At 46.1% G+C, this 24,992-nt stretch carries 25 protein-coding genes; 4 read left to right on the top strand and 21 right to left on the bottom strand.

Translation table 11 applies throughout. The features are described 5' to 3' along the window. Nucleotides 1-48 precede the first annotated feature (48 nt). Nucleotides 49-1,122 carry a tetratricopeptide repeat protein gene (locus VHA02S_RS18065; RefSeq protein WP_038899135.1) on the bottom strand — a complete coding sequence of 358 codons (1,074 nt, stop codon included), beginning with the start codon at nt 1,120-1,122 and terminating at the stop codon, nt 49-51. Between the two features lie 10 nt (nt 1,123-1,132). Further along, on the bottom strand, nt 1,133-2,455 hold the full coding sequence (locus VHA02S_RS18070) for an anaerobic sulfatase maturase (protein WP_038899134.1): 1,323 nt from the start codon (nt 2,453-2,455) through the stop codon (nt 1,133-1,135). 176 nt (nt 2,456-2,631) lie between these two features. Between VHA02S_RS18070 and VHA02S_RS18075 the strand changes: the two genes are divergently transcribed. The 4 genes from VHA02S_RS18075 (at nt 2,632) to VHA02S_RS18090 (ending at nt 5,707) form a co-directional block, all read left to right on the top strand. Then, nucleotides 2,632-3,420 (top strand): formylglycine-generating enzyme family protein, encoded by a 789-nt coding sequence (locus VHA02S_RS18075; RefSeq protein WP_038899133.1) that lies wholly within the window; start codon nt 2,632-2,634, stop codon nt 3,418-3,420. A gap of 167 nt (nt 3,421-3,587) precedes the next feature. Then, the gene (locus tag VHA02S_RS18080; protein WP_038899132.1) at nt 3,588-4,568 is read left to right on the top strand and encodes an HAD family hydrolase; all 981 of its coding nucleotides are present in this window, start codon (nt 3,588-3,590) and stop codon (nt 4,566-4,568) included. A 138-nt stretch (nt 4,569-4,706) separates the two neighbouring features. After that, nucleotides 4,707-5,354, top strand: coding sequence for an AcfA family outer membrane beta-barrel protein (locus VHA02S_RS18085; RefSeq protein WP_005447160.1), 648 nt, complete (start codon nt 4,707-4,709; stop codon nt 5,352-5,354). A 17-nt stretch (nt 5,355-5,371) separates the two neighbouring features. Beyond that, entirely contained in the window at nt 5,372-5,707 is a 336-nt protein-coding gene (locus VHA02S_RS18090) for a YgiW/YdeI family stress tolerance OB fold protein (RefSeq protein WP_005447161.1), read from the top strand. Between the two features lie 73 nt (nt 5,708-5,780). Here the strand turns inward: VHA02S_RS18090 and yegS are convergent, their stop codons facing one another. The 19 genes from yegS to VHA02S_RS18185 form a co-directional block, all read right to left on the bottom strand. Beyond that, nucleotides 5,781-6,683 (bottom strand): lipid kinase YegS, encoded by a 903-nt coding sequence (gene yegS, locus VHA02S_RS18095; protein ID WP_038899131.1) that lies wholly within the window; start codon nt 6,681-6,683, stop codon nt 5,781-5,783. A gap of 9 nt (nt 6,684-6,692) precedes the next feature. Continuing rightward, nucleotides 6,693-7,598, bottom strand: coding sequence for a LysR family transcriptional regulator (locus tag VHA02S_RS18100; protein WP_038899130.1), 906 nt, complete (start codon nt 7,596-7,598; stop codon nt 6,693-6,695). Between the two features lie 139 nt (nt 7,599-7,737). Next, nucleotides 7,738-8,163, bottom strand: a complete 426-nt coding sequence (locus VHA02S_RS18105) for a bifunctional diaminohydroxyphosphoribosylaminopyrimidine deaminase/5-amino-6-(5-phosphoribosylamino)uracil reductase RibD (RefSeq protein WP_009697242.1) — start codon at nt 8,161-8,163, stop codon at nt 7,738-7,740. Nucleotides 8,164-8,370: 207 nt separating this feature from the next. Next, nucleotides 8,371-8,808, bottom strand: coding sequence for a F0F1 ATP synthase subunit epsilon (locus VHA02S_RS18110; RefSeq protein ID WP_005431788.1), 438 nt, complete (start codon nt 8,806-8,808; stop codon nt 8,371-8,373). 15 nt (nt 8,809-8,823) lie between these two features. Further along, nucleotides 8,824-10,209 (bottom strand): F0F1 ATP synthase subunit beta, encoded by a 1,386-nt coding sequence (gene atpD / locus VHA02S_RS18115; protein ID WP_017188899.1) that lies wholly within the window; start codon nt 10,207-10,209, stop codon nt 8,824-8,826. Nucleotides 10,210-10,232: 23 nt separating this feature from the next. Beyond that, nucleotides 10,233-11,093 carry a F0F1 ATP synthase subunit gamma gene (atpG, locus tag VHA02S_RS18120; RefSeq protein WP_005431811.1) on the bottom strand — a complete coding sequence of 287 codons (861 nt, stop codon included), beginning with the start codon at nt 11,091-11,093 and terminating at the stop codon, nt 10,233-10,235. Between the two features lie 21 nt (nt 11,094-11,114). Continuing rightward, nucleotides 11,115-12,653, bottom strand: a complete 1,539-nt coding sequence (atpA, locus tag VHA02S_RS18125) for a F0F1 ATP synthase subunit alpha (protein ID WP_009699258.1) — start codon at nt 12,651-12,653, stop codon at nt 11,115-11,117. A gap of 12 nt (nt 12,654-12,665) precedes the next feature. Further along, nucleotides 12,666-13,208 (bottom strand): F0F1 ATP synthase subunit delta, encoded by a 543-nt coding sequence (locus tag VHA02S_RS18130; RefSeq protein ID WP_005431763.1) that lies wholly within the window; start codon nt 13,206-13,208, stop codon nt 12,666-12,668. An 8-nt stretch (nt 13,209-13,216) separates the two neighbouring features. Next, nucleotides 13,217-13,687, bottom strand: a complete 471-nt coding sequence (locus tag VHA02S_RS18135) for a F0F1 ATP synthase subunit B (RefSeq protein WP_005431830.1) — start codon at nt 13,685-13,687, stop codon at nt 13,217-13,219. A gap of 43 nt (nt 13,688-13,730) precedes the next feature. Beyond that, nucleotides 13,731-13,967, bottom strand: coding sequence for a F0F1 ATP synthase subunit C (atpE, locus tag VHA02S_RS18140; RefSeq protein WP_004727739.1), 237 nt, complete (start codon nt 13,965-13,967; stop codon nt 13,731-13,733). Between the two features lie 49 nt (nt 13,968-14,016). Continuing rightward, the gene (gene atpB / locus VHA02S_RS18145; RefSeq protein WP_005533315.1) at nt 14,017-14,784 is read right to left on the bottom strand and encodes a F0F1 ATP synthase subunit A; all 768 of its coding nucleotides are present in this window, start codon (nt 14,782-14,784) and stop codon (nt 14,017-14,019) included. Then, nucleotides 14,785-15,183, bottom strand: a complete 399-nt coding sequence (locus VHA02S_RS18150; protein ID WP_005447171.1) for an ATP synthase subunit I — start codon at nt 15,181-15,183, stop codon at nt 14,785-14,787. Nucleotides 15,184-15,782: 599 nt separating this feature from the next. Next, nucleotides 15,783-17,090, bottom strand: a complete 1,308-nt coding sequence (locus VHA02S_RS18155; RefSeq protein ID WP_038899129.1) for a BatD family protein — start codon at nt 17,088-17,090, stop codon at nt 15,783-15,785. After that, nucleotides 17,087-18,838, bottom strand: a complete 1,752-nt coding sequence (locus VHA02S_RS18160) for a vWA domain-containing protein (protein ID WP_038899128.1) — start codon at nt 18,836-18,838, stop codon at nt 17,087-17,089. The genes VHA02S_RS18155 and VHA02S_RS18160 overlap by 4 nt, the downstream gene beginning before the upstream one ends. Beyond that, nucleotides 18,831-19,922 (bottom strand): vWA domain-containing protein, encoded by a 1,092-nt coding sequence (locus VHA02S_RS18165; RefSeq protein WP_038899127.1) that lies wholly within the window; start codon nt 19,920-19,922, stop codon nt 18,831-18,833. Before VHA02S_RS18165 ends, VHA02S_RS18160 begins: the two co-directional genes overlap by 8 nt. Then, nucleotides 19,915-20,466 carry a DUF4381 domain-containing protein gene (locus VHA02S_RS18170; protein ID WP_038899126.1) on the bottom strand — a complete coding sequence of 184 codons (552 nt, stop codon included), beginning with the start codon at nt 20,464-20,466 and terminating at the stop codon, nt 19,915-19,917. The genes VHA02S_RS18165 and VHA02S_RS18170 overlap by 8 nt, the downstream gene beginning before the upstream one ends. Continuing rightward, on the bottom strand, nt 20,467-21,429 hold the full coding sequence (locus tag VHA02S_RS18175) for a DUF58 domain-containing protein (RefSeq protein WP_038898247.1): 963 nt from the start codon (nt 21,427-21,429) through the stop codon (nt 20,467-20,469). 12 nt (nt 21,430-21,441) lie between these two features. After that, a complete protein-coding gene (locus VHA02S_RS18180) occupies nt 21,442-22,425 on the bottom strand; it encodes an AAA family ATPase (RefSeq protein WP_038886399.1) in 984 nt (327 codons plus the stop codon). A gap of 125 nt (nt 22,426-22,550) precedes the next feature. Continuing rightward, on the bottom strand, nt 22,551-24,857 hold the full coding sequence (locus VHA02S_RS18185) for a multiheme c-type cytochrome (protein WP_038898246.1): 2,307 nt from the start codon (nt 24,855-24,857) through the stop codon (nt 22,551-22,553). Nucleotides 24,858-24,992 lie beyond the last annotated feature (135 nt).

The following is a 24,992-nucleotide window of genomic DNA, read 5'->3' on the forward strand; positions in this document are numbered from 1 at the left end:
GGTTACTTGGGTATAACAGCACAAGCTTAGAAAAGAGCCAGAATGGTCTTAGTTACTTACTTTGGCGTTCTTCTGCCCTTTCTTCTCTTTCAATTGATCAATCACGTAGCTTGGTGCGACTTTCTCTAGTTCGCCCAAGCACTCGTCTGTTTTCGGGTTGTCGTAGCGAACATAAATGTCACAAACCGCATAAAGCTGCTCCGGCGCGCCAGAAATCAAATACGCTTGCTCAAAAGACTTCACCGATTTGTCTAGGTTGTACTCTTCTTGCAATACACCATTGAGGTACCAGAAGTAACTGTTATCTTTCGCCATGTTGGCTGCTTTCTCAATCTCTAAAGCTGCGCTCTTCTTGTCATCAAGACGCACAAGCGTTAACGCTTTTGAGTAATGCAAAGATGCGTTGTCAGGATGAAGCTTAATTGCAGAATCCAGCGTCTTTACTGCATCGGCATCGCGTTGCTGCGCTCGGTAGTTGTCCGCCAAGCTTAACCAGATTTGTGGATTCTCCGGCTGATTGATCACCAAAGCTTGATAGATTTTATCCGCTTTATCCCATTCATGATGCCAACGATAGACATCCGCCAATAACAGTTTGGAACCGTTATCTTGCTTGTTCTCTAAATAGCTGATCAGTTCAGCAACCGGGGCTTCAAGCGTTTGCTTCTGCTCGCTGCTCACGTTAGAAAAGTCACGCACTAAGTTGGTCGCCGCAGTAATGCGAACCATGGTTTCTTGGTCACTCAATAATGGCTCAATCATGCGCCAACGATGTTCAATCGTATATGGCTCTGCTCCAACAATCGCGGCTTCACGAACCGCAGGATCTTGGTCTTGAAGGCTGCGTGCAACCGCTACCAGCGCGTTTTGACTTGGGTAGTTCGCCAACTCGTGCAGTGCTTCAATACGCTTTTCAACGGGTTGTTTGATGTCCTGCGCTTGGTAAGACAGCTTCGCAACCATTTGCTGTGGCGACATCTGCGCTGAGTTTGCTTTTTGAGCGCTTGTCACGCTCGCTGATGAGACTTGGTCTGGTGCGAGCAAGGTTTCATCTTGTGCAATGACAGATTGGCTTGCGGTGATACCTAAAGCGACAACTAACAGTGTTTTTGAGAATGTCATATCAATCCCCTTAAAATTTGGTTTCGAATACAGGACGCTTCACCGCTTGTTGGCGTAACACTGCATCACTGTATTTGCCATGTGCCACAGGGTTACCCGTTGCACGAAGAATGTATGCCATTGCCTTATCAGCATGAGAGAAGAACTTTTTCCAACCTGCACACAGGTAGTTCAACCCGGGTTCACCGTCTTTGGTGCGGATGAAACGGTTTTTCGGACACTCACCGTAGCAAGCAAATTGGTAATCACACTGTTGGCACTGCTTGGTTAACGAGCGAGTCTTGGCAAAGCCAAACTTTTGCTGATCAGGACCATAGGCCAACTTGTCTAATTTTTCGTGGTGGATGTTGCCAATCTTGTACTCTGGATAAACGTAGTGGTCACAAGCAAAAACATCACCGTTTGGTTCCATTGCCAAGCCTTTGCCACAAATCTCGCCCAGTGTACAAAGTGGGTTTTTGCGCCCCATCCAAGTCTCGACACTCGCTTCAAAGTACTGCACAAACACTTTGCCAATGTCGTGTTGAATCCACTCATCAAAAATCGCGATAAGGAAGTTACCCCACGCCTCGTCTGCCACACACCAAGGCTCTACTACAGAGTCTTTGTGACCAGGAATAAGACGCTTGTCGCCTTGTTTCAGTTGCTCTTGCGGCTGCCATGTTTGAGGTGCGGTAGTACGGAACGTTTTTTGTTCCACGATGGGAATGAACTGCATTTGCGGTGAGCGTACTTCATCACGCAGGAATCGGTATACCTCAAGAGGATTGCGGCTGGTTAGATTGTTTACACAAGTCAGCGTTGCGAACTTCACTTCGTGTTTGTGCAGCAGTTCAACAGCCTTCATCACTTGGTTAAAGGTACCACGACCTGCGCGGTTGGTTCGGTAAGCGTTGTGCATCATTTCTGGGCCGTCGATACTCAAACCGACCAAGAAGTTATTTGCTTTCAGAAATGCACACCAATCGTCGTTGAGCAATGTGCCATTGGTTTGTAAATCGTTAGAAATGACCACGCCTTCAGGCTTGTACTTAGATTGAAACTCAACAATCTTTTTAAAGTAATCCAAGCCCAACATTGTTGGTTCACCACCCTGCCAAGAGAAGATGATTTCCGGCGTGTTCTGCCCTTCAATGTACTGACGAATGTAGGTTTCTAACGTCTCTTCATCCATCACAGGCGTGCAGCCTTTTTTGTACTCAAGTAAGTCCTGTTTGCTGAGGTAATAGCAGTAAGTGCAATCAATGTTACAAGCCGCCCCAATAGGTTTTGCCATGACATGTAAACGCTTAGAGGCTTTACCGTTGAACTGAGGACCTTGAGTAATGTGCATACGTCACCTTTTTCGTTATGAAATGCAGCTGAGAACGCTCATAAGCGTGCCATTCTCACCTTGATGACCTAATCATAAATCCCATTAATACAAGAGGCTTGTTATACCGTTTATAACCTTTTTTCATAGCGTTTATTGCTAATATTTATCGTGACTTTTTTGGCGAGAAACTATTGATGAAATCATTTAAAAGCAAATCGTTAACCGCTCTTTCTATTCTATCATTCAGCGTATTAATGAGTGGTTGTGCAACTCAATCATCGCATCCTATCGCGCTTAACATTGATCAAGACATGGTGTTGGTTGAAGGCGGTTCATTTGTCATGGGATCGGACAGCGACTCCGCCAAGAAGGCAGAAACCCCAGCACGCGAAGTAAAGGTAGACGGCTTCTACATTTCCAAATTCGAGGTCACTCAAGAATTGTTTGAATCTGTCATGGGTTCTTCAATGAGTTACTTCCAAGGTGCAAACATTCCGGTTAATAACTTGAGTTGGCAGCAGGCGAATTACTTCATCGAGAAGTTGAACGAACTCACAGGTGAAAACTACCGCTTGCCGACAGAAGCGGAATGGGAGTTTGCCGCGAAAGGCGGTAAGAAGAGCCAAGGTTTCACTTACGCAGGCTCAAACAACATTGCTGATGTGGCGTGGTATGCCGACAACTCTAAAAACCAAGCTCACCCCGTTGGTCAGAAGCAACCCAATGAACTCGGTCTTTATGACATGACAGGCAACGTTGGTGAATTTGTTATTGATGCTTATGACGACACCTTCTACCGCTTTGGTCCAACCGAAAATCCAAACAACGCTAAAGACGAAAAAGCAGGCTTAGCACACAAATCCGTACGAGGCGGTAGTTTTGCCTATGATTCTGATGAATCAGAGAATTTCCGTCGAGACTTCGCCAGCCAGTCTATAATTATGTCGGACATGGGACTTCGCCTTGCGAAAGATGCTGATTAAGCACGACTACGCATGAGAAACGACGTGACTGCCCCTTTGCCGCATTCTTACCAATTAAGACGTCTCTTGGTTAGGGAAATGGTTAGGGGAAAGAGGCTAAATCTACGTTGCTCTCATTTAACCTCAATGTATACAAACAATACATTCAAACTTAGGTAAATAATAATATGAAGAAACACATCTGTGCCCTTGCAGTCTTATCTGGTTTATCATTCTCAGCGATGGCTTTAGATTGCGATCCAAACTTACTACCTTCTTGGAAAGATGGCGCGAGTAAATCTGCAATTGTTAACTATGTTGATCAATCTACTGATGCTTCGAAAAAAACCTTCATTGCGGAACAAGACCGCATCGCGGTGTTCGACAATGACGGTACGTTATGGTCAGAAAAACCGTTTTACTTCCAACTGGCGTATGCGCTAGACGAAGTGAAACTGATGGCAAAAGACCATCCAGAATGGAAGACACAAGAACCGTTTAAATCTGTACTGAATGACGATATTGAAGGCGTCTTCAAAGGCGGTGAAAAAGCGCTACTTGAGATCGTCAAGGTCACTCATAGTGGTATGACGGTAGAGGAATATCAGCAAAAAGTCGCCGATTGGCTGAAAGTCGCGAAAGATCCACGCTTTGGCCAAGCTTATACCGAACTTACATACAAACCAATGCGCGAAATGGTCACCTACCTGCAAGAGCATGGTTTTAAGACTTACATCGTATCAGGTGGCGGTGTGGACTTTATGCGCGTTTGGGCGCCAGAGGTGTACGGTATTCCCGAAGAGCAAATCATTGGCAGCGCGCTAAAATATAAGTACGACTACAACGACGGTAAGCCAACCGTGACCAAGTTAGGTGAAATCCTCACGATTGATGACAAAGCCGGTAAAGTTGAGAACATTCAGCACATCATCGGTAAGAAACCCGTTCTCGCGATTGGTAACTCAGACGGTGACCACGCGATGATGCAATGGGCAACCAGTCAACCAAACTCTATGGCGATGATCGTTCACCACACCGACGAAGAGCGTGAGTGGAAATACGACCGCAAGTCCAGTGTGGGTCATTTAGATAAAGCAATGGATGAAGCCAATCAGCGTGATAACTGGCACCTCATTGACATGAAAAATGAGTGGTGCACGGTGTATTAACCATACCTTTGCAACTGACAAACTCCTCCTTAGTGAGGAGTTTTTTTATTAATTTTCAAACGTTAGTCTTTTCTTCACGAACACTTCACGACTCTTCACACAAAATGCCTCCCATCGAAACGAAGAGGTAAATATATAATGAAAAAAACAGTCTTGACGATTCTCGCAGCAAGCTCATTTTCGGTTGCAGCAGCACCTTACGTGGGTTTGGAATACGGATTCGGCACCACAGATCACGATTTTGAACCATCTTTTCAAGCTGACGGTGTGAATCTGAATCCTGAATTGGAAGACGGTATTTTTGGTGGCTTCATTGGCTACTCTATCAATGATTCTTGGGCTGTAGAACTGGGTTATAACCAATTTGATCTTGATGATGGTCGTTCCAAAAATCTTGGAATTGTCGATATCAAGGGTCAAAAATACCATCATGAAATGGATTGGGACGCTTCAATCAAAGCCAAACAAATTACGTTAGCGCCTGTGTTTAGCTATGCATTAAACGAAAAGTGGACAACAAAAGTTAAAGCAGGTTTGACTTACACTCAGTACGAATCCAAAGCAAGCCAATCAGAAGAACATGAGCTTGTTATGAATGACGACGTCGAAATGAACAACACCTTGTTCCACCGTTCTGAAAAAAATAATGAGCTCGGTGCAATGCTATCTATCGGTGCGGAATACAAAATCTTCCCTCAATTGACCATCGGCGCGAACGCAAAATACCAGCTTGATAGCTACGCAAACACAGCATCAATCAACGTAGGCTCTACTTACTACTTCTAACTTAGGAAGCCATTAGCATGAAAAAACTGATTATTACGACAACATTAGCCCTAATTTCTGGCTCTGCATTGGCTGCCTTCAACGGTCCTGAAACCGCAGCAATCAGCACTGTAAAAGCGGCGCAAAATGCATCTGATGATAGCTATGTACTGTTGACAGGTAACATCGTTCAAGCACTTGGTAATGAGACTTACCTATTCAAAGACAACACAGGTGAGATTCAAGTCGAGATCGATAACGAAGACTGGATGGGTCAAGACGTATCACCGCAAGATCGCGTTGCCATTCGTGGTGAAGTAGACTCTGAATGGACAAAGACTCAAATCGACGTCGATACGATTCAAAAGCTATAAGCCACACGTTCAAACGAGATCCTTACTCTTGTTAAGTACAAAGCCACCGCATTGGGTGGCTTTTGTGCGTCTCTTAACAAACGCTCAAGCATGGGCAATTGGGCGGAAGGACCAAGCGAATACTTTTAGATCTAACATCAAATCGAATTTTACGGGAACGATAAGGCTCACCATCAAGATTTAAAGGCAGTGCTTTAGGGAAATCGATCTCCAACCAACTCGCCTGAGTATGCTTAACAAACTGCCCAGTCTCAGTTGGATTTTGAATTTCATCAATGACCTGAGGTAGCTCATGGGGCAAGAATGGATGCACCAAAGTAATGTCCATTAAGCCATCATCTATCAATGCATTTGGCGCAAGCTCTTGACCTCCTCCCGCAAGGCGACTATTACAAAACGCCCCAACCAAGATCTCCCCTTGATAACTGCCCTGCTCAATTGTGAGGGAGCCATCATAAGGTTTAAAGCCAAGCGCCTTCACTAGACCGGTTAATGTGTAGGCACCACCACCCAAAAAGTTTTTCAGTTCAACTGGTGTTTCAGCGGTAATTTCTGCTCCAAAGCCAGCTGCAGCAATGTTCATAAAATAGCGATCATTAGCTTGAACGCAGTCTACCGCAACAGCGTCACCATTTACGGCAAGTTCGATGGCTTCTCGAATCATGATTGGGATTTTCGTAGCAGTCGCGAAGTCATTCGCCGTACCCATTGGGATAATGGCCAATTCTGGACGAACGTTCGCCTCAATCTCATTCAAAGCCGTTACCGCTTCGTTAACGGTGCCATCGCCACCAGCAACAACAATACGTTTCATTCCTTGATTGACCGCTTCACTCACTAAACGAGTCATGTCTTGTGATTCCCAAGTGACCCGAACTTGCAGATCCACACCTTGTTCTCGCATTCGCATGATCTCACTGCGAAGCTCAGGCGTTCCGGCTTTCTTACCGTTTAGAATGGCTCGTATTGTCTTCATACTGGTCCTTTACTCTTCGATTGCTTTCCCTGCTTGCTTGAGTTGAGCTCTCAACCATTGATGCGCACTTTCATTGTGACGACTAGAATGCCAGATTGCACAAAGGTCATGAATTTTGTCACTAAAAGGAAGCGGGACGGCTTTAATATTATACGTTTTTGAAAAGTGTTGAATGGTCGACAACGGCAGCATACCGATGTATTCACTACCATTAATGACTGGCAGCATTTCCATTGCACCAGATGCGCGATACACGATATTCCTTTGCGCTAGGTCTGCAATATCTTCCTCATTCATCAAACTTTTACGCGCATGCCAACGCGAAACCACGACGTGTTCTTCCGCCAAAAATTGTTCTACAGAACAAGCATCATGAATTCGTGGATGCTCGGCACTGCACACGACCATCAAACGCTCGGAAAACACTGGCTCTACTTTGAGGACAGTACGACCACGCGGTGGCATATCGATAATCAAATCATATCGTTGTAAACGCAGATCGCTTTCGTAATCTTCCGTAAACAAAGGATGCACTTCCAAACCGACATTCGGTGCGTTTTTACGGATTTGGCGCAGGAGCTGCGGCATTAACTCATAACTGGCAACTGAGACGCAGGCGATGGAAAAAATACGATTGGATACTTTAGGATCAAAACTGCTCGAGGCGGATAAGGTAGAAGTAAAGTTTTTGAGCGCAGCGACCATCGCAGGATAAATATCCATAGCAAAACTGGTCGGCTCGACACCCGATGTGCTGCGGTGGAACAGTGGCTCATCATAAATGTCACGCAAACGAGCGAGTGCTTTGCTCACCGCAGGTTGGCTGATATCAAGACGAGCAGCAGCCTTAGACAGGTTCTGCTCTTCATAAATCGCCACAAAAATGGGGATAAGGTTTAAGTCGGTGCTCTTCATTTTGCAAACATAAAACAGGACATGACCTTATTTTAGCTAACAGTATGATAGTTAACGACTCAGAACTCTAGATTTGAGCGTCTATGCATGTTTTCGCGAGTTTTAACCTCGCATTGACGAAGAATATTCTGAAAATCACTCAAGATTTTCCTAGGTAAGGGGTCAAGAATGCACTCGCCTCTTCACCGCATAAGCCAACTTCTACTTCAACGCCACCTTCTTTTAGGATTTCGATACCGCGACCAGCATTACGGGGATCAGGATCAAGCATAGCAACCACTACTTTTCTGATACCACAAGTCACTAAGGTTTTAGCGCAAGCTGGCGTGCGACCCACAAATGAACATGGCTCTAGTGTTACGTACGCGGTGACGTCACTTAGGTCTCCGTTGTATGCGTTTAGGGCTTCCACTTCTGCATGATTACCACCAATCGCTTGTGTGTGCCCTTCTGATACGATTTCACCGTTTTTGACCAGCACACATCCGACAGGCGGGTTTGGCTGACAGGCAGGCAGCGCGTTGCGTGATACTTCCAACGCACGAAGCATAAATTGTTGGTTCATTTGAATTTGATACTCGTTATTCAGAATTTGGGTGATGGATTCTAACGCCAGCATGCTTTCCTCGCTATATAAAAGTGTTTGCAATACTGATACGTCTTATCTCAACAAACGATTCATTGCTAAACCTAATCCCCCTAAAAAATAAAAACGGGGCAAACCGTAGTTGCCCCGTTTGGTTACCCTTCAGACCGCATTCCGAAGTGTTGACTAACGAATTCTCATCGTTAGTTCAACTGCACGAAGCTGAGCCAATGCTTTGTTCAACTCCATGTGTGCCTGTGCAAAGCTGATATCGTCTACATGAGCACGAATGTTTTCTTCCGCTGCTCTACGAGCTTCTTCAGCCCTTGCTTTGTCGATGTCTTTACCGTGAAGCGCAGTATCCGCTAATACAGTAACCACATCAGGTTGGACTTCGACCAAACCACCAGAGACATACAGGATCTCTTCAGGCTTGGACAAGTCACCAGTAATACGAGCAACGCCCGGCTTTATTTTACTGATAAGCGGTGAGTGACCCGGACGAATACCTAACTCACCATCCGCACCCGCTACCGCGATAGCATGCGCCGGACCTGAGTAAAGAGTGCCCTCCGCACTTACCACATTCAGTTGAAACGTATTTTGTGAAACCGCTATGGCCATATTGCCTCCCGCGCTTTACAGTTTTTTCGCTTTTTCAAGCACTTCGTCGATGTTGCCGCAGTACATAAATGCCTGCTCTGGGATGTCATCGTACTGACCATCAAGCAGCGCTTTAAAGCCTGCAATGGTGTCTTTTAGTGGAACAAATACACCCGGTTGGCCCGTAAACACTTCAGCTACGTGGTAAGGCTGAGTTAGGAAACGTTCGACTTTACGAGCACGAGATACCAAGCGCTTATCTTCTTCAGACAGTTCATCCATACCTAGGATGGCAATGATGTCTTTTAGCTCTTTGTAACGTTGCAGCGTTTGCTGAACTTTACGCGCCACATCGTAGTGCTCTTGACCAACCACTTGAGGGTCAAGCTGACGTGATGTCGAATCCAATGGGTCAATCGCTGGGTACAGACCCAAAGCAGCGATGTTACGAGACAGAACGACCGTCGCATCCAAGTGTGCAAACGTGGTTGCTGGCGATGGGTCAGTCAAGTCATCCGCTGGTACGTAAACCGCTTGGATAGACGTGATAGAACCATTTTTAGTCGACGTGATACGCTCTTGCAGCACACCCATCTCTTCTGCCAGCGTAGGTTGGTAACCTACTGCAGATGGCATACGACCAAGCAGCGCCGATACCTCAGTACCTGCCAATGTGTAACGGTAAATGTTATCCACGAATAACAATACGTCACGACCTTCATCACGGAAACGCTCTGCGATGGTCAAGCCTGTTAGCGCAACACGTAGACGGTTACCCGGTGGCTCGTTCATCTGACCGTAAACCATGGCTACTTTGTCGAGAACGCCCGCTTCCTTCATTTCGTAGTAGAAATCGTTACCCTCACGAGTACGTTCACCTACACCGGTAAATACCGACAAACCTGAGTGAGCTTTAGCAATGTTATTGATAAGCTCCATCATGTTTACCGTCTTACCTACACCCGCACCACCGAACAGGCCGATCTTACCGCCCTTCGCGAACGGACAAATCAAGTCGATAACTTTAACGCCCGTTTCCAGTAGCGCAGTGCTGTTAGATTGCTCTTCGTAGCTTGGTGCATCACGGTGGATCTCGTAAGAGACTTGCTCACCGATTGGACCACATTCATCGATTGGATGACCCAACACGTTCATGATACGACCTAGGGTTTCTTCTCCCACTGGTACCGTGATTGGGTTGCCCGTAGATTCCACTTCTAGGCCACGTTTCAGACCATCCGAAGAACCCATTGCGATACAGCGAACCACACCGCCACCCAACTGTTGCTGAACTTCCAGCATCAGTGAGCCGTTGCTTCCATCGTTGATTTTCAGTGCGTCGTAAACTTTCGGACCTTTGCCTTGTTCGAACTCGACGTCGACCACCGCACCGATGACTTTGACGATTTTGCCAATACTCATAATTTAAACCTCAAATTCTCTCTCTAAACCGCTTGTGCGCCGGATACAATTTCACTCAACTCTTGAGTAATCGCCGCTTGACGCGCTTTGTTGTAAACCAGTTGCAGGTCTTCAATCAGTTGCGCTGCGTTATCCGTCGCGGCAGACATTGCCATCATCCGCGCGGCTTGTTCACAAGCGATACTCTCAACCACCCCCTGATAAACCAGCGATTCCACATAGCGTTGAATCAGGTGGTTGAGAATGTCTTGAGGAGACTGCTCGTAGAGGTAATCCCAACGAGCCTCTTTATCACGTGAAATGTCTTCTTTAGGGAACGGCAACATCTGCAATACCGTTGGTTTTTGCACCATGGTGTTTACAAACTGGTTGTAAACGAGGAACAAGCGGTCGATTTTGCCTTCGGAGTAGTGCTCCATCATGGCGTTAACCGCACCCAACATATCTTCCAGTTTTGGTGCATCACCAAGCCCAGAAGTCTGTGCCATTACTTTCCCGAGGGACTGGAAAAAGCTGATTGCTTTCGAACCAATGAGCGTCGTATCTACTTCAACGCCCTTCTCTTGCCAGTCCTGCATTTCTGCCAATACTTTTTTGAACAAATTACTGTTCAGGCCACCACACAAACCTCGATCGGATGAGATGATGATGTAAGCCACTCGCTTCACTTCGCGTTCTTGAAGGAAAGGATGGCTGTACTCCAGCGTACCGGACGAGACGTGACCGATAACCTTACGCATGTTCTCCGCGTAAGGACGGGACGCCTGCATGTTCTCCTGCACTTTGCGCATCTTGCTGGCGGCGACCATTTGCATCGCACTCGTAATCTTTTGCGTGCTACTCACGCTAGCAATTTTGGTGCGAATCTCTTTGGTATTTGCCATAACGGACTCCTGTTAGTGGTCCTACGATTGCAGCGCAGTGAACTCTTTCAGCAAGCTGTGTAGCTCACTCTCGATCTCGTCGTTGTAATCACCGGATTGGTTGATCTTGTCCAATAGCGGCTGCGCGTTTGTACGACCAAATGCCATCAACTCATCTTCAAAGCGAGATATTTGGTTTAACGCCACATCAGTGAGGTAACCCTTCTCTGCTGCAAAGATCGCCAGTGCTTGCTCAGCAACGGTCATTGGTGCGTACTGCTTTTGCTTCATGAGTTCCGTTACTTTCTCACCGTGGTCAAGCTGACGACGTGTCGCTTCATCTAGGTCAGAAGAGAACTGAGCAAATGCTGCCAATTCACGGTATTGCGCCAACGCGGTACGAATACCCCCCGACAGCTTCTTGATCACTTTGGTTTGCGCTGCACCACCTACACGAGATACCGAAATACCTGGGTCAACCGCTGGACGTAAGCCTGAGTTGAATAGCTGAGTCTGTAGGAAGATTTGACCATCGGTAATCGAGATAACGTTGGTTGGTACGAACGCCGATACGTCACCCGCTTGGGTTTCGATGATTGGCAGTGCGGTTAGAGAACCGGTTTTGCCTTTCACTTCACCGTTAGTGAATCGCTCTACGTATTCTTCGTTAACACGTGCTGCACGTTCTAGTAGGCGTGAGTGGAGGTAGAAAACATCACCTGGGAAGGCTTCACGACCTGGTGGGCGTTTTAGAAGTAGTGAGATTTGACGGTAAGCCACCGCTTGTTTTGATAGATCATCGTATACGATCAACGCATCTTCACCACGGTCACGGAAGTATTCGCCCATGGTACAACCTGCGTATGGCGCTAGGTATTGCAGTGCTGCCGCTTCTGATGCTGACGCAACCACCACAATGGTGTTTTCTAGTGCGCCGTGTTCTTCTAGCTTGCGAACCACGTTGGCAATCGTCGATGCTTTTTGACCAATTGCGACGTAAATACATTTAACGCCCAGTTCTTTTTGGTTGATGATGGCATCAATCGCCATCGCGGTTTTACCAGTCTGACGGTCACCGATGATCAACTCACGTTGACCACGACCAATTGGCACCATGGAATCTACCGCTTTGTAACCGGTTTGGATTGGTTGGTCGACAGATTTACGGTCGATAACACCAGGGGCAATGACCTCTACAGGGTCCATACGATCGAATGACACTGCGCCTTTACCATCGATTGGTTGACCTAGCGTGTTCACGACACGACCTAGCAGACCGTTACCAACTGGCACTTCGAGAATACGACCGGTACCTTTTACTTTCATCCCTTCTGACAAGTCCGCATATGGGCCCATCACAACAGCACCAACTGAATGACGCTCTAAGTTCAGAGCCAACGCAAAGCGGTTATCTGGCAGTTCTAGCATCTCGCCTTGCATAACGTCTGCAAGACCGTGAATTGTGATGATGCCGTCACTAACGGAGACGATAGTACCTTCATTTCTCGCTTCACTTTCGAGGTTGAAGTTAACAATTCGCTCTCTGATTAATTCACTGATTTCATTTGAATTTAATTGCATTTCTATACCCCGTTACACATGTAGGTTGGTCGCCAATCGGCTTAGGTTGGTGAGGACACTGCCGTCATACACGGTCTGCCCTGCTGTGATCACCACACCACCTACAAGGGATGGATCCAGTTGTGTTTCTAGTGTGATGGCTTTACCGTATTTTTCGGTTAACGCTTGTTTAAGCCTTGCCATCTGTTCCTCATCCAGAGGTTCTGAAACACGCACTGTTACTGTCATGGTTCGTTCGTAATCCGCTTTCATCTCTTGGAACTGAACGTTTACTTCACTGAGCGCTTTTAGACGCTTGTTCTCTTCCATAATGCGAAGAAAATTCTCGAAGTTTTGATTCAACCATTCACCACCAGCATGAAGAATCAGATCCAACAATGGTTGTTCAGAACCGTCTTCATCAAGGTCATTCAAGACCAGAAGCGTGTTAGGTTGTTCCAAGACCACTTGGGTAATCGCAAACATTTGTTGCCAATCGTCCAAGCATTCTGCATCGCGTGCGTAATCAAACGCCGCTTTTGCGTAGGGTTGAGCTACCACTGTCAATTCGGACATGTGCCCTCCTACATTTCGTTGATGAAGCGGTTCACCAAGTCGCGGTTAGCCGAGCTATCCAGATTGCGATTAATCAGCTTGCTGGCACTTTCAATCACCAGATCCGCCATTTCATCTTTCAGCTCTTGGCGAACTTTGCTGCGTTCGCTTTCCACTTCTGCTTTGCCTTCTGCGACAATGCGCGCTTTCTCTTGATTTGCCAGATCAACCGCTTCCGCAACCATCTGTTCTTGACGTTGCTTACCTTGGTTGATGATAGCTTGAGCTTTTGAGCGAGCTTCTGTCAGCAGCGCTTCACCGTTCGCTTTTGCCAGTTCTAACTCTTGTGCTGCTTTTTCTGTTTGCTCAAGACCTTGGGCAATTTCAGCACGACGCTCATCAAGCAGTTTTACAAGTGGTGGCCAGACATATTTCATGCACAGCCAAACGAAAATCACGAAGGAGATCGCCTGACCAAACATTGAGGCATTTAAGTTCATAGCACCCTCTCTTCTATAACGTTATGAAAATTATTAATTCGAATTACGCTACAGCGAAGATGATGTACAAGCCGATACCAACACCGATCATTGGCACCGCGTCCACAAGACCCATCATGATGAAGAATTGAGTACGAAGCATTGGGGTCAAATCAGGTTGACGAGCCACACCTTCAAGGTATTTACCTGCAAGGTTACCGATACCTGCTGCGGCACCCGCTGCACCAAGACCGATCAGTAGTGCACCCGCCACGTAAAGAACTGCGCTAACGATATCCATAACAACTCCTAGAATTGAATTTTTTAATTAATAAACAAGATTTTTGAAATTAATGCTCTTCAACAGCCATGCCGAGATAAACCACGGTCAGTACCATAAAAATAAATGCTTGAAGAACAACAATAAGAATGTGGAACAGTGCCCAAGGAACACTTAGTGCCCATTGCATCCACCACGGCATTAATGCAATTAGAATGAAGATCATTTCACCTGCATACATATTGCCAAATAATCGAAGACCTAAAGATATTGGTTTAGAAATTAACGTCACCAATTCAAGAACTAAGTTCACTGGATATAACAACGGATGTGAAAATGGTTGAGTAGTTAACTCTTTAATAAAACCTTTCACGCCTTTGTTTTTAAACGTATAACCTAACACCAAAATAAATACGCCTAATGCCATCGACATCGTAATATTGACGTCAGCGGATGGTAAGTCACGGAAGTGTTCAACCCCTACAGCACGAGTAAGTGCAGGAATTAAATCAATCGGTAACAAATCCACGGCATTCATTAATAACACCCAAACAAATATTGTCAGTGCCAAAGGACCAATTAACTTGTCCTTCGCTTGAAATATTTCTTTTACAATGTCATCGACGAACTCAAATATTATCTCGATCAAACACTGGAATCGTCCTGGTACTCCTTTCGTTCCTTTCGTCACCGCATAACGGAATGAAAGGATGAAAACGAGCCCCGTCAACCAGACCATGATCATGGAATCAAGGTTAATTCCAAACCAACCGTCGCCGGCGGTGAGAAAGGTCAAGTGGTGCTCAATATATTCATGAGCGGACTGGACAGTCTCCATTTATGCCTTCCTTTCGAAGCGGTCTCTGAACAGCGGCGTTAAGAAGTGACCAAACATCGTCACACAAAAGCCTATCAGGACCACGATGTTGCGAAGAGCCATAAATCGAAACGTCAAAACAAACATCACTATGGTGTAAATGACTTTGATATTTCGACTCAGATGCATGAGGTCACGCAAACTCTCTTCTGGTTTCACCCTAGATTTAATGGACGCGAATACCATGCCAAACAGAGATGGAAGAATCGCAATCAGTACCCCAGTGATTGCTGATTCAGCGCTTAGAGTCCCGCTTCGCATGTACTCATACGCAATGAATACCAGACCCAAAGCTGCTTGAGCAATCAGAATCCTCTTGCCTGCCACCAATATTGGGTCGTCGTGAATATTAGCTTCCATAAATCACCCTTTAAAATAATATCGAATTAAAACTTCTGATAATTAAACTTCACAAAATAAAGCTGCCTAGTGACGACGAATTATATTAAGATAAATTTAATACACAGAATTAAATTTAATCTGATAATTATTATTCACATATTTAAAAATCAAAACGGAATCACTCCGTATTTCCGTTTCCCCAGAAATATACACCGATAATTTTAATAATCTAAATCGAAAAACTTGCAAATTATCATTCCATTTTTGAAGTGTTATTTTATTTGAACAAATCAAAAATGAAATATACATTGAATAAGCCGTCTTTATCAGGGTTAAGACGAAAAGCTTGTCACATGGAAGTGACACTCCATCACGAAAGGAATTAAAGTGATTTATTGGTTATATAATCTTAAAAATACTATTTTTAATATATAGCCGATTAATAAACCTGTTTAATATAAATATAAAATAGATCAAAAGCAGAACGTCGAAGTGACAAGAATTAAATATATGTAGAATATATTATTTGATCACGCTCATTGTAGCACGCAAAAATAACAACATGACGTTTATTAAAGGATATAAAAAAGGACGCTTTACTAGCGTCCTTTTCGTTTTTATTTCTTATTGCTTGCCTGCTTATCGAGTTGTGGCAAGGCTTTAGGTATCACCCACTTGAAGCGTTTTGGCTTCAACGCTTGTATCCCTTTCCAAAGAGCATTCATCAAGCTTGCGTCCTCCTGCCCCTCTTGTAGGCGCTGTGAACGCTTCTGCCAAACGTCAGAGTCACTGGCTTTACTCATTTCAAGACCACCTGTGTTGCTTCTCAACTGCTTATACAAGCTTGCTCGAACATCACCCCATCGGTTTGCTTTCACCATTCGTCTGAACACTAACCAAGGAGGCGTAGGACGAGAACGATAATAACGGTGAATGCTCAAGACGGCGATAACGAGAACAAATAGCGTCACTGCGCAGCCAATCAACCAGCCAGAATAAGCTCGAACAAAGGATTTGAATGTATGCTTGGCTTTGAAGGTCTTACCCTCAATAACCACCGTTTCCAGCTGTTTACTCTGGCTATTCCACCATTGGAAAGTGTGCTCAGGTAAGGTGAACTCACCACCCTGTTGGATCACATACACACTTTCTTCGATGCGACTCGATTGGTAATCGCCACGCGTTTGCTTATCATCTAAGCGGTTTGGTTGAGGGTAGGCTTGATAACCGGCAGTAGAATCATTGGATAACAAGTCTGGAAGCAACACTGACAAACTGTCTTGTGCATTGATCGTTATGGTGCGAGTGATTGCATCACCGACTTTCAGCTCATCGTTAGACGTTGTCCATTTCTGATCCACACTCACCTTAGTCGCAGTAAACCATTCAGACTCATCACTGAGCAATCCAGAAGGCATAGACGCTTCAAACTTAATTGGCTGCGTATAAAGCGTGCCAGCGACCTTCGAACCATCAGGCGCAGAGACTTGCACACCAACGGCGACCGGTGGAATTACAAATTGTCCCGAGACTTGCGGATACAGGGTTATTTCCCAACGCTGACGAGACCACGTTTGCCCCCCTTTACGCTCGGTATAGTTGGTTGCTAATTGGTTACGCTGCTTTGCAATCACGTTAGGGATTTCTACGATGCCAATGCGTGTACCACCTGTGAACCAACGAGGCGTTGCGACTTCGATGTACAAAATCACCTGCTCATTCACACTGAACTTAGGTGCTTCCTTCCTATCGGTCCCTGCTCCCTGCTTACCAACCCATGCTAACAATTCAACATTATCGCTGCGCTGCAAGTCTTGAATGTCTTGTGCGTTCGCCAAACCAGTAAAAAACAAAGTAAACACCATCAAGATAGTGCTTAGACGCCCAACAATAGAGTCAGCGCCAAGCTTGAATACATTCATCATTGTGCTTGCTCCTCTTCTTGTTGTCGTTGCGGTCGTGGCTTCGGCTCCGTTTTCACGGGCTCACGCAGTTGAATTTGGAACTTAGCACGCAAGAAGTACTTGGGATCAGCCTCTACGCGTTTTAACCACTTATCCGCCAGTTCTTGGCTGCCAAGAATTTCGTTCGCATTGAGTTTCTCTTTCAGCATTAACTCAGCAGCGGTTTTTTCGTCTGCCCCATCTGCCGTTTGCGGGTTGTCACCCAGTTCAAACGACTCTTCGGGTCCGTCTGTTGTCCCCGCTTGGCTTTCACTGGTGCGGTTTATCTCTTCGACAATGCCACCAATGACTTTTAGGTTGTGCTCGACGTCTGGTCGCAATTGATCGCTCAAGGTGTCTTTGTCTGCCAGTGTTTGCAACAAATTACGCGCGGCCAAGTACTCACGTTGACGCGCCAACGCACTCGCAGCGTTGTACAAGCCATAGTCTTTTACCGCATCTGATGGATCGTTTTGCATCTCCAAGAAAGCCGTATGAGCCAGTTTGTATTCGCCTGCGTAGTAATAAGCCGTCCCTTTTCGCAACGGATCCGTAAAGTGCTTTGCTGCCTCAAGGTATTCGTTTTTGTTGAACAGGCGCTGCCCTTGTTGGTTTGGCGTGAGCCATAAATCCCACCACCATTGAGACGCTTTATCCCAGACCGTAACCTCTTGCACCACTTCAAGCTTATCCGCTTTGAGCGAGACGGTTTCCGCCATGACTTTTGGCGTCATAAACAAAGACGTTGACACCATCGCGACAACACACCATTGCACTAACCACCCTTTGCGGAACCAAAGCATCATGATGAGCGCAATTGGGAACAACAGTTGATAACCCATGTCTTTCCAAGGCATTGAGGATTCACCATTGAGTTGCATGTTTCGCTCAACAAAACGATTCAGCTTCTCTATGTCACTATTGTCTACCGTCACTTCCACAAGGCGTCCACCAGTCGCGCTGGCAAGATTATTTAACGAGTCCAAATCGACCGGGTTGTTAGAAACAATGTCTGAGTTACCCGCAGCCAAGATAAGCAATTGATAAGGCTTGTCAGCGAAGTAGTTTTTGTAAGCGGTAATAGTTGCAGGATTAACCCCATCCGTGACCAACAGAACCGTCGAACCCGGTTGGTCTTGTAATTGTCGGTCAATCAAAGGCAGCGCCGTTTCAGCAAGTTTACCTTCAACCGGCATGATTTCTGGTGTTATCGCAGCAAGAAACGGTTCGAATACTTTACTGTCCTGCGTCACAGGCATCGCAACATGAGCAGACCCCGCATACACAACTAGCCCAGTACTGCCTCCTTTTCTTGCTGCCAAGAGGTCTCGGATCTTTTGCTTAGAGCGCTCCAAACGGCTTGGCGGAAGGTCTTTTTGCAACATCGAATCGTTGTTATCCAACACCACCAGCATGGAGGCTTTATCCTCGCCAAATGGAGAAGCTTGGCGCTCCCACGAAGGTCCAGCACAGATGATGATAGCAATCGCCACTATCACCATAAGTAGCTTGAGCGGCAGTTGCTTTCGCCAACCATAATCACCAATCGTTAAGGCTTTACGTAAGTGCTCTGGAAGAATGTCTTTCCAGCTAGGTTTGGCTTCTTCTCGCCACCTTAACCAAAGCAAAAGAAACATTGGGATGAACGCCAATAGCCACATTGGACGAATGAAATGGAACTGTGTGAAGAACTGTTCTAGTCCCATGCTAGAGAAAGGAGAATCAAACATGGCGCTCTCCTTTTCCGTTTTCTGCTTGCGTGGAAGCTCCACTAGTCACTGATAGTCGACGACGCTTAAATGTCGCTAACGTGAACGCGGTCAAGTACATCACAACGACTAAAGCCATTAAATAGTGATGCAAGCTTTGCTTGGGGCGATACGTGGTACTTTCATAAAGCTGGGGCTCTAACTTACCAATCTCATCATAGGCTTTAGCAAGTTCGTCACGGTTGAGCGCTTCAAACGCCTCACCGCCGGACTCCTTCGCAATACGTTTGATCGTATTCATATCTAGCGCAGTTTCACCCACGGTTTGTGGATCACCCATGGCAATCACGTGGATACGTACATCTTTCGCTTTCGCGACTTTCGCCGCATCAATAGGCTCAACGAAGCTTCCAGTGTCATTACCGTCCGTTAGAACAATGGCGACTTTCTCTTTGTTCTCTTCTACGTCGGTACGCGACTTTTCGCTTTGCTCAAACACCTTAATCGCTAAACCAATTGCATCACCTAAATGAGTGCTTTGCCCTGCCATCGCTACATCCGTTTGGTTAAGCAGCTCTAACCACACTTTTTGATCGGGGGTGAATGGAGTTTGGACAAATGCTGCGTCGCCAAACAAAATCAGACCTAAACGGTCGCCTTTGCGCGTTTTGGCAAAGTCACTCAACACTTCTTTAGCGGCGTCAAGGCGAGTGATCTTTTCTCCGGTTTGGGATGTAAAGTCTTGCTCTGCCATTGAGCCAGACAAATCGACAACGACCATGACATCACGCCCTAAGCTTTCACGCACCTGTGGCTCGCCAAGTACTGTCGGTTTTGCCATTGCGGTCACGACCAAAAGCCAAGAAATGATGAGCGTTGCACGCTGCCACCAGCTCGGAGTCAGTTGACTTGCACCTTCTGATGGCGTTTCACCTATGGCATCCACAAGCTGACTAAAAAACGGCACTTTGATGGCCATTTGTTTGGTGCGGTAAGCTGGAACGAGGAAATACACTACCAAAGGCAGTGGCAAGATGATGAACCAAAGCGGATGCTCAAACTCAAAACTGCTCATGCCCAGCCATGAAGCCAGAAGATCACCCATGGCGACCTCCTTTTAATACACGCGCTTTGTAGGCAAGCGTGCGCTTTTCAATATTTTGAGCGTTCTCATCATGCTCTTTCACCCACTTAGTGGCGCGTTCAAGAAGTTGTAAACACTCTGTTTTTTCCAGTTCAACACTTGGGTCAACGATACTTTGCAGCCATCGCTTCGAGACTTCGTCATCAAACATTTTATGCTTAGGGTTAAGCTCATCTAACTTGCGCAGGAACGCCGTATCAAACAAGCGAGCATGAGAGCTATCAAGATGAATCAATACAATTTTCAAAATCGAGAACAGGGCTTTGGGCATACTCGCGTCATCTGGATTCAAACGAGAAATGGCTTCAATAGCTTCTTTACGGTAGCGGTTATCCCACCAATGGTGCAGCAATCGGTAACCCAGATACATAAATACAATCGCACCAATGACGGCAAGGATCTTCCAACCAATGGTTTGTGGTACCCAGCTTACGCTTTCTGGCACCGCAACGTCATGCAGCTCACGCAGAATATACGTGCTTGGAGGCGTGTGTAAGTCTGTCATTTATCGACCTCCAACGAGTTTTTGGAATTGAGTAATGTGGTCACCTGATGTATCGATTTCGATATGAGGCAGCTTTTTCATCGCCATTAGTTGCGCCAGTGATTGACGTTTTAACTGCGCTTTCTCAACCAAACTGGCACTGGCGGCGTCGACTTTGGCTTTGCTGTCTAAGTTGATCTGGTAACGACCGTCACCAATCACCCATTTCACTTTTGCCAAATCTTGAGGAAGCGACTGCTCTAAAGGGTCGCTCACCATTACCGCGAGAACATCGTTGTGCTGTTGAAGCTGCTTAAGGTGATCTAGGTGGTGCTCTTCGCAATCACGCCAATCACTAATAAAAATCAATGTGGATTGTTTTAGTTTCATGCGTTTGATGAGTTCTATCCATTTACTGAACGTCACGTTATCTGCATCAATCGAGTCCACATTTAAGCGCTGGTTAACTTGAGAGAGTCGTTTCAGTTGTGCAAGCAGATCGTTTTGTGAACGCTGGGCTTTGCTGTGATATAGAGCGGAGTCAGAAGCGATAACAAATCCCACTCGATCACCGTCTTTCAATACTCGCCAACCACACATAGCCGCGACTTCAGCAGCGACTACGGATTTCATGACCTCGGTAGAGGCGAAAAACATCGCACTGCGCTGATCAACGCAAACAATCACATTGCGGTCTTTTTCTTCGGTGTAACTGCGCACATGGGGCTTGCCTGTGCGCATGGTGACTTTCCAATCTAGGTTTCGGATGTCGTCCCCTAGCTGGTAATGACGCAGCTCTTCGAAGTTCAAACCACGCCCACGGAATAATGAGTTGTGCCGCCCAGAAAGCACACTGCCCGCTTTTAAGTGAGGCAGCAGGCTGAAGGATTCGGCTTGTGCTTGTAAACGCACTAAGCGAGCGTAATCACAATACAAGCGAGGATCGAGCCCTTGGGATTGAGGAGCAAGCGTTGGCTTTGCCATAGTCCCTCCTGCTTATCCGATTTCTACACAATCAAGCAGCTCTTGCACCACTCGCTGGTGATCAACACCATCGGCAAGTGCATCGTAAGAAAGTGAGAATCGGTGTCCAAGTACCGATGGCACCATCGCACGTACGTCATCAGGCGTTACATAGTCACGCCCTTGTAGCCACGCGTAAGCACGAGCACATTTGTCCAACGAAATTGATGCGCGAGGGCTTGAGCCGATTTCGATCCATTTTTGTAGCTGGGAATCCGCGTAGCGCTCTGGTTTACGCGTCGCCATCACAAGCGCAACGATGTAGTTCTCGACCAAATCGGAAACAGTAATATTTGGCAGTTGACATCGCGCTTCAATCACAAGCTCTGGCTCAATGTGTTTTGGCGTCACTAATTCACTACTGGTTTCTGAACCCAGCTCTTCACTGCGCACTAAACGAATAATGTCACGCTCAGCTTCATCTTCTGGATAGTCGACGGTCACTTTCATGATAAAGCGATCCATCTGCGCTTCTGGCAATGGGTAAGTGCCCTCTTGTTCAACTGGGTTTTGCGTCGCAAGCACCATGAACAACTCTGGCAAGACGTGCGTCTTATCACCCACTGTAATCGTACCTTCTGCCATCGCTTCTAGCAGTGCAGCTTGTACTTTTGCTGGCGCACGGTTTACCTCGTCCGCCAATACGATGCTGTTAAAGATTGGACCTGGTTGGAAGTGGAGTTGAGGCTTGCCATCTAGTTCTTGGTACACTTCGGTACCTGTAACGTCTGAAGGTAACAAGTCGGGGGTAAACTGAATACGACCAAAGCTGGTATTAAGTAGATTGGCAAGCGATTTCACCGAGCGCGTTTTTGCCGTCCCCGGTAAACCCTCCAAAAGTACGTGACCATTGGTCAGTAACCCTATCACCAAAGCCTGAACCACATGGCTTTGTCCAATGACACTTTTTTCAGTTTGTTCGATTAATTCATTAATGGCTTGTTGTGCGTGGTTCATAATGTGCCCTCAAAATGCATAATTTTTGCTGTGTACATCCTACTCACAAGCCCTATAACTATTGGTTATAAACTTAATACCCAACTTATTTGTAACCATTTATAGCCAATAACTTACCGCCAATTTTAATTTGAAATTGTAGCTCGTAATTGTTGAACAACCTCCGCTGGAGCCACTTCTGCAAGCTGCTTAACACATTGTTCAAAAGCAAAAGCTACGGTCCCTTGTTTATAGTTGCGCGCTAACACTTCACACTCGGCGTACAAATGCTGCGGATTTCCACCCACTTGGTAGGCTGTGCTCAGTGCTTTGCTTGCCGCGAGTATGTCACTCTTCTCTAACGCCAAGCCATACACATACCAATATTGCGGGTTGTGTTCTGCCATTTCAGCCGCTTGTTTCAAATATTGGTTTGCCTTAACGCCATCTCCAACACGAAGCCATGCCAAACCAGCGCTATAAGGCAAAGCACTCGATTTAGGTTGCGCTTCAATCCCTGCCATCAAGGTTTCTAATGCTTTTCTGTCGTTACCTTGTGTACGGTACAAATCTGCTAAGTTAGCGTAGCTGTTCTCAAAGTAAGGCTCTATTTCAATGGCTTTTTGATAAGACGCAATGGCTTTACCTGTTTCTCCAAGAGCTCGATAGACATTTGCTAGGTTGGTTCGTCCAAAGCCTCGATCTGCATTGAAACGCTGGATTTCCATATAGTCTTCCAGTGGTTGTCTGATCTTGTCGCGTTGCAGTGGATTCATTTCTGGATAATGACGAACCAAAGCAGCCGCGGCTTCAGCGCGAACGGACAATACTGGGTCAGTTAGTAATGGTTCGAGAATTTGCCAACGATCGCTAAATTCATAACCAGAAGAACCAGCAACGGCACCCAAACGGATCATATCGCTTTCATGTTTTACTGCCCTCGCTAATGAAACCAAAGTGTTCTGTCCGGCATTGCCACCCATACGTTCTAAAGCAGACGCACGAATAATATAGCTTAACGATGCGTCTTGAGCCGAATATGCTAATGCATCAGGCGCACCACGATGACCAATAGAATCCGCGTAAAATGCGACCGCGAAGTGTTGTTGATTTCGGTATTTTGAATTCGGGAACCATTCGCCTATTTTCTTATCTGCCCACTGATTGGTTTCGTCTTCATGACAAGACGTACAGACGTTTGGCGTATTAATATGCATACTCAAATCTGGACGCGGCACATGCCAACTGTGATCACGACGCGGGTCCACTTGCATGTAAGTCGTTTCTGGCATGTGACAAGTTGTGCATTGCGATGCCTCAGTATTTGCCTCATGGAAAGTGTGATTTTCCGGCATGTAGTCAGATGCAATATGGCACTGAGCACAAACCGCTTCTTCTGGGATCTTCAACTCTGCGGTATGCGGATCATGGCAGTTAGTACAAGTAACGCCTTTTTCTGCCATGGCAGATTGCAAAAATGAACCGTAGACGTAATCTTCGTCATAGATTTGACCATCGTGATAATAGAGCTCTGGTGTGATTAAGCTAAGACGATATTTATCTAGGAACGAACCTTTTACGTGATCTTCAGTTTCGTTGAGCTGCGTACGACGACTATGGCACTGCGCGCACGTTTGAACTTGGTGCGTCATCGCTATTTCTTTTGGCTGGAGCGTACTGTGCCCTTCTTCGTAGACCCATTCTTTTACAGCCAGACCTAAATCTCGATCAAAGCCATAGTGATTCGCTGAGACGATGGTATTTCCAGATTTTTCCGCTTGTTTGGCAAGCTCTACATGTTCGCTGGCAGGACCATGGCACGCTTCACAACCCACATTGATCTCAGACCACGTGGTTGAATACGTATTGGTTTTGGCGTCGTAGTTCTTTTCTAGATTCGTTGAGTGGCAATCGGCACACATGAAGTTCCAATTTTGCCCCGTATTCGTCCAGTAGAATTCATCTTTTGGCGTGGTATCTGGATATAGGTGAAACCAGCGCTGACCACCTTGTTGCTTGGTTCTCGAATCCCATGCAAAAGGAATGAGCTGAACTCGTCCATCTTCAAACTCCACCATGTATTGTTGAAGCGGTTCCCACGCAAAAGTGTAGCTAATTTTGTAGTCGTGCCACTCTCCGTCTAGACCTTGGATATTGACCCAATACTCGTCCCCTTTTCGATAAAAACGGTTTGGCTTTCCTTCGAATGTAAACGTGTGCTCGTTAAAGTCACCCAATACGGACTGTGCATCAGCATGCCTCATCGCCATTTCATGATGAGATCCTTGCCACGCTTTGGTTTCTTTTTGGTGACAATCTACGCAAGCTTCACTGCCTACGTAAGTTAGCGTTGATGATTCGGTTGATTGCGGTGTTTCCTGCGCAAACAGAGAAAAACTGACGAGCGCTGCAAGACCAGTTAAGGTCTGCTTCCAACTTGCCCACTGAGTCATAACTGTCCTTGTGTGATTCTTTTTATTCTCTGATCAAAGATAGAAGTGTTTTTTCTTTTTAGACAAGCAATTACATAGGTTTTAAGAAAAACTCAAACGAGGCGCAAAAAAGAGGCTCCGAAGAGCCCCACATTT

Origin of the sequence: Vibrio harveyi NBRC 15634 = ATCC 14126 = KCTC 12724, from assembly GCF_001591145.1 — a bacterium.
Lineage (GTDB): Bacteria > Pseudomonadota > Gammaproteobacteria > Enterobacterales > Vibrionaceae > Vibrio > Vibrio harveyi.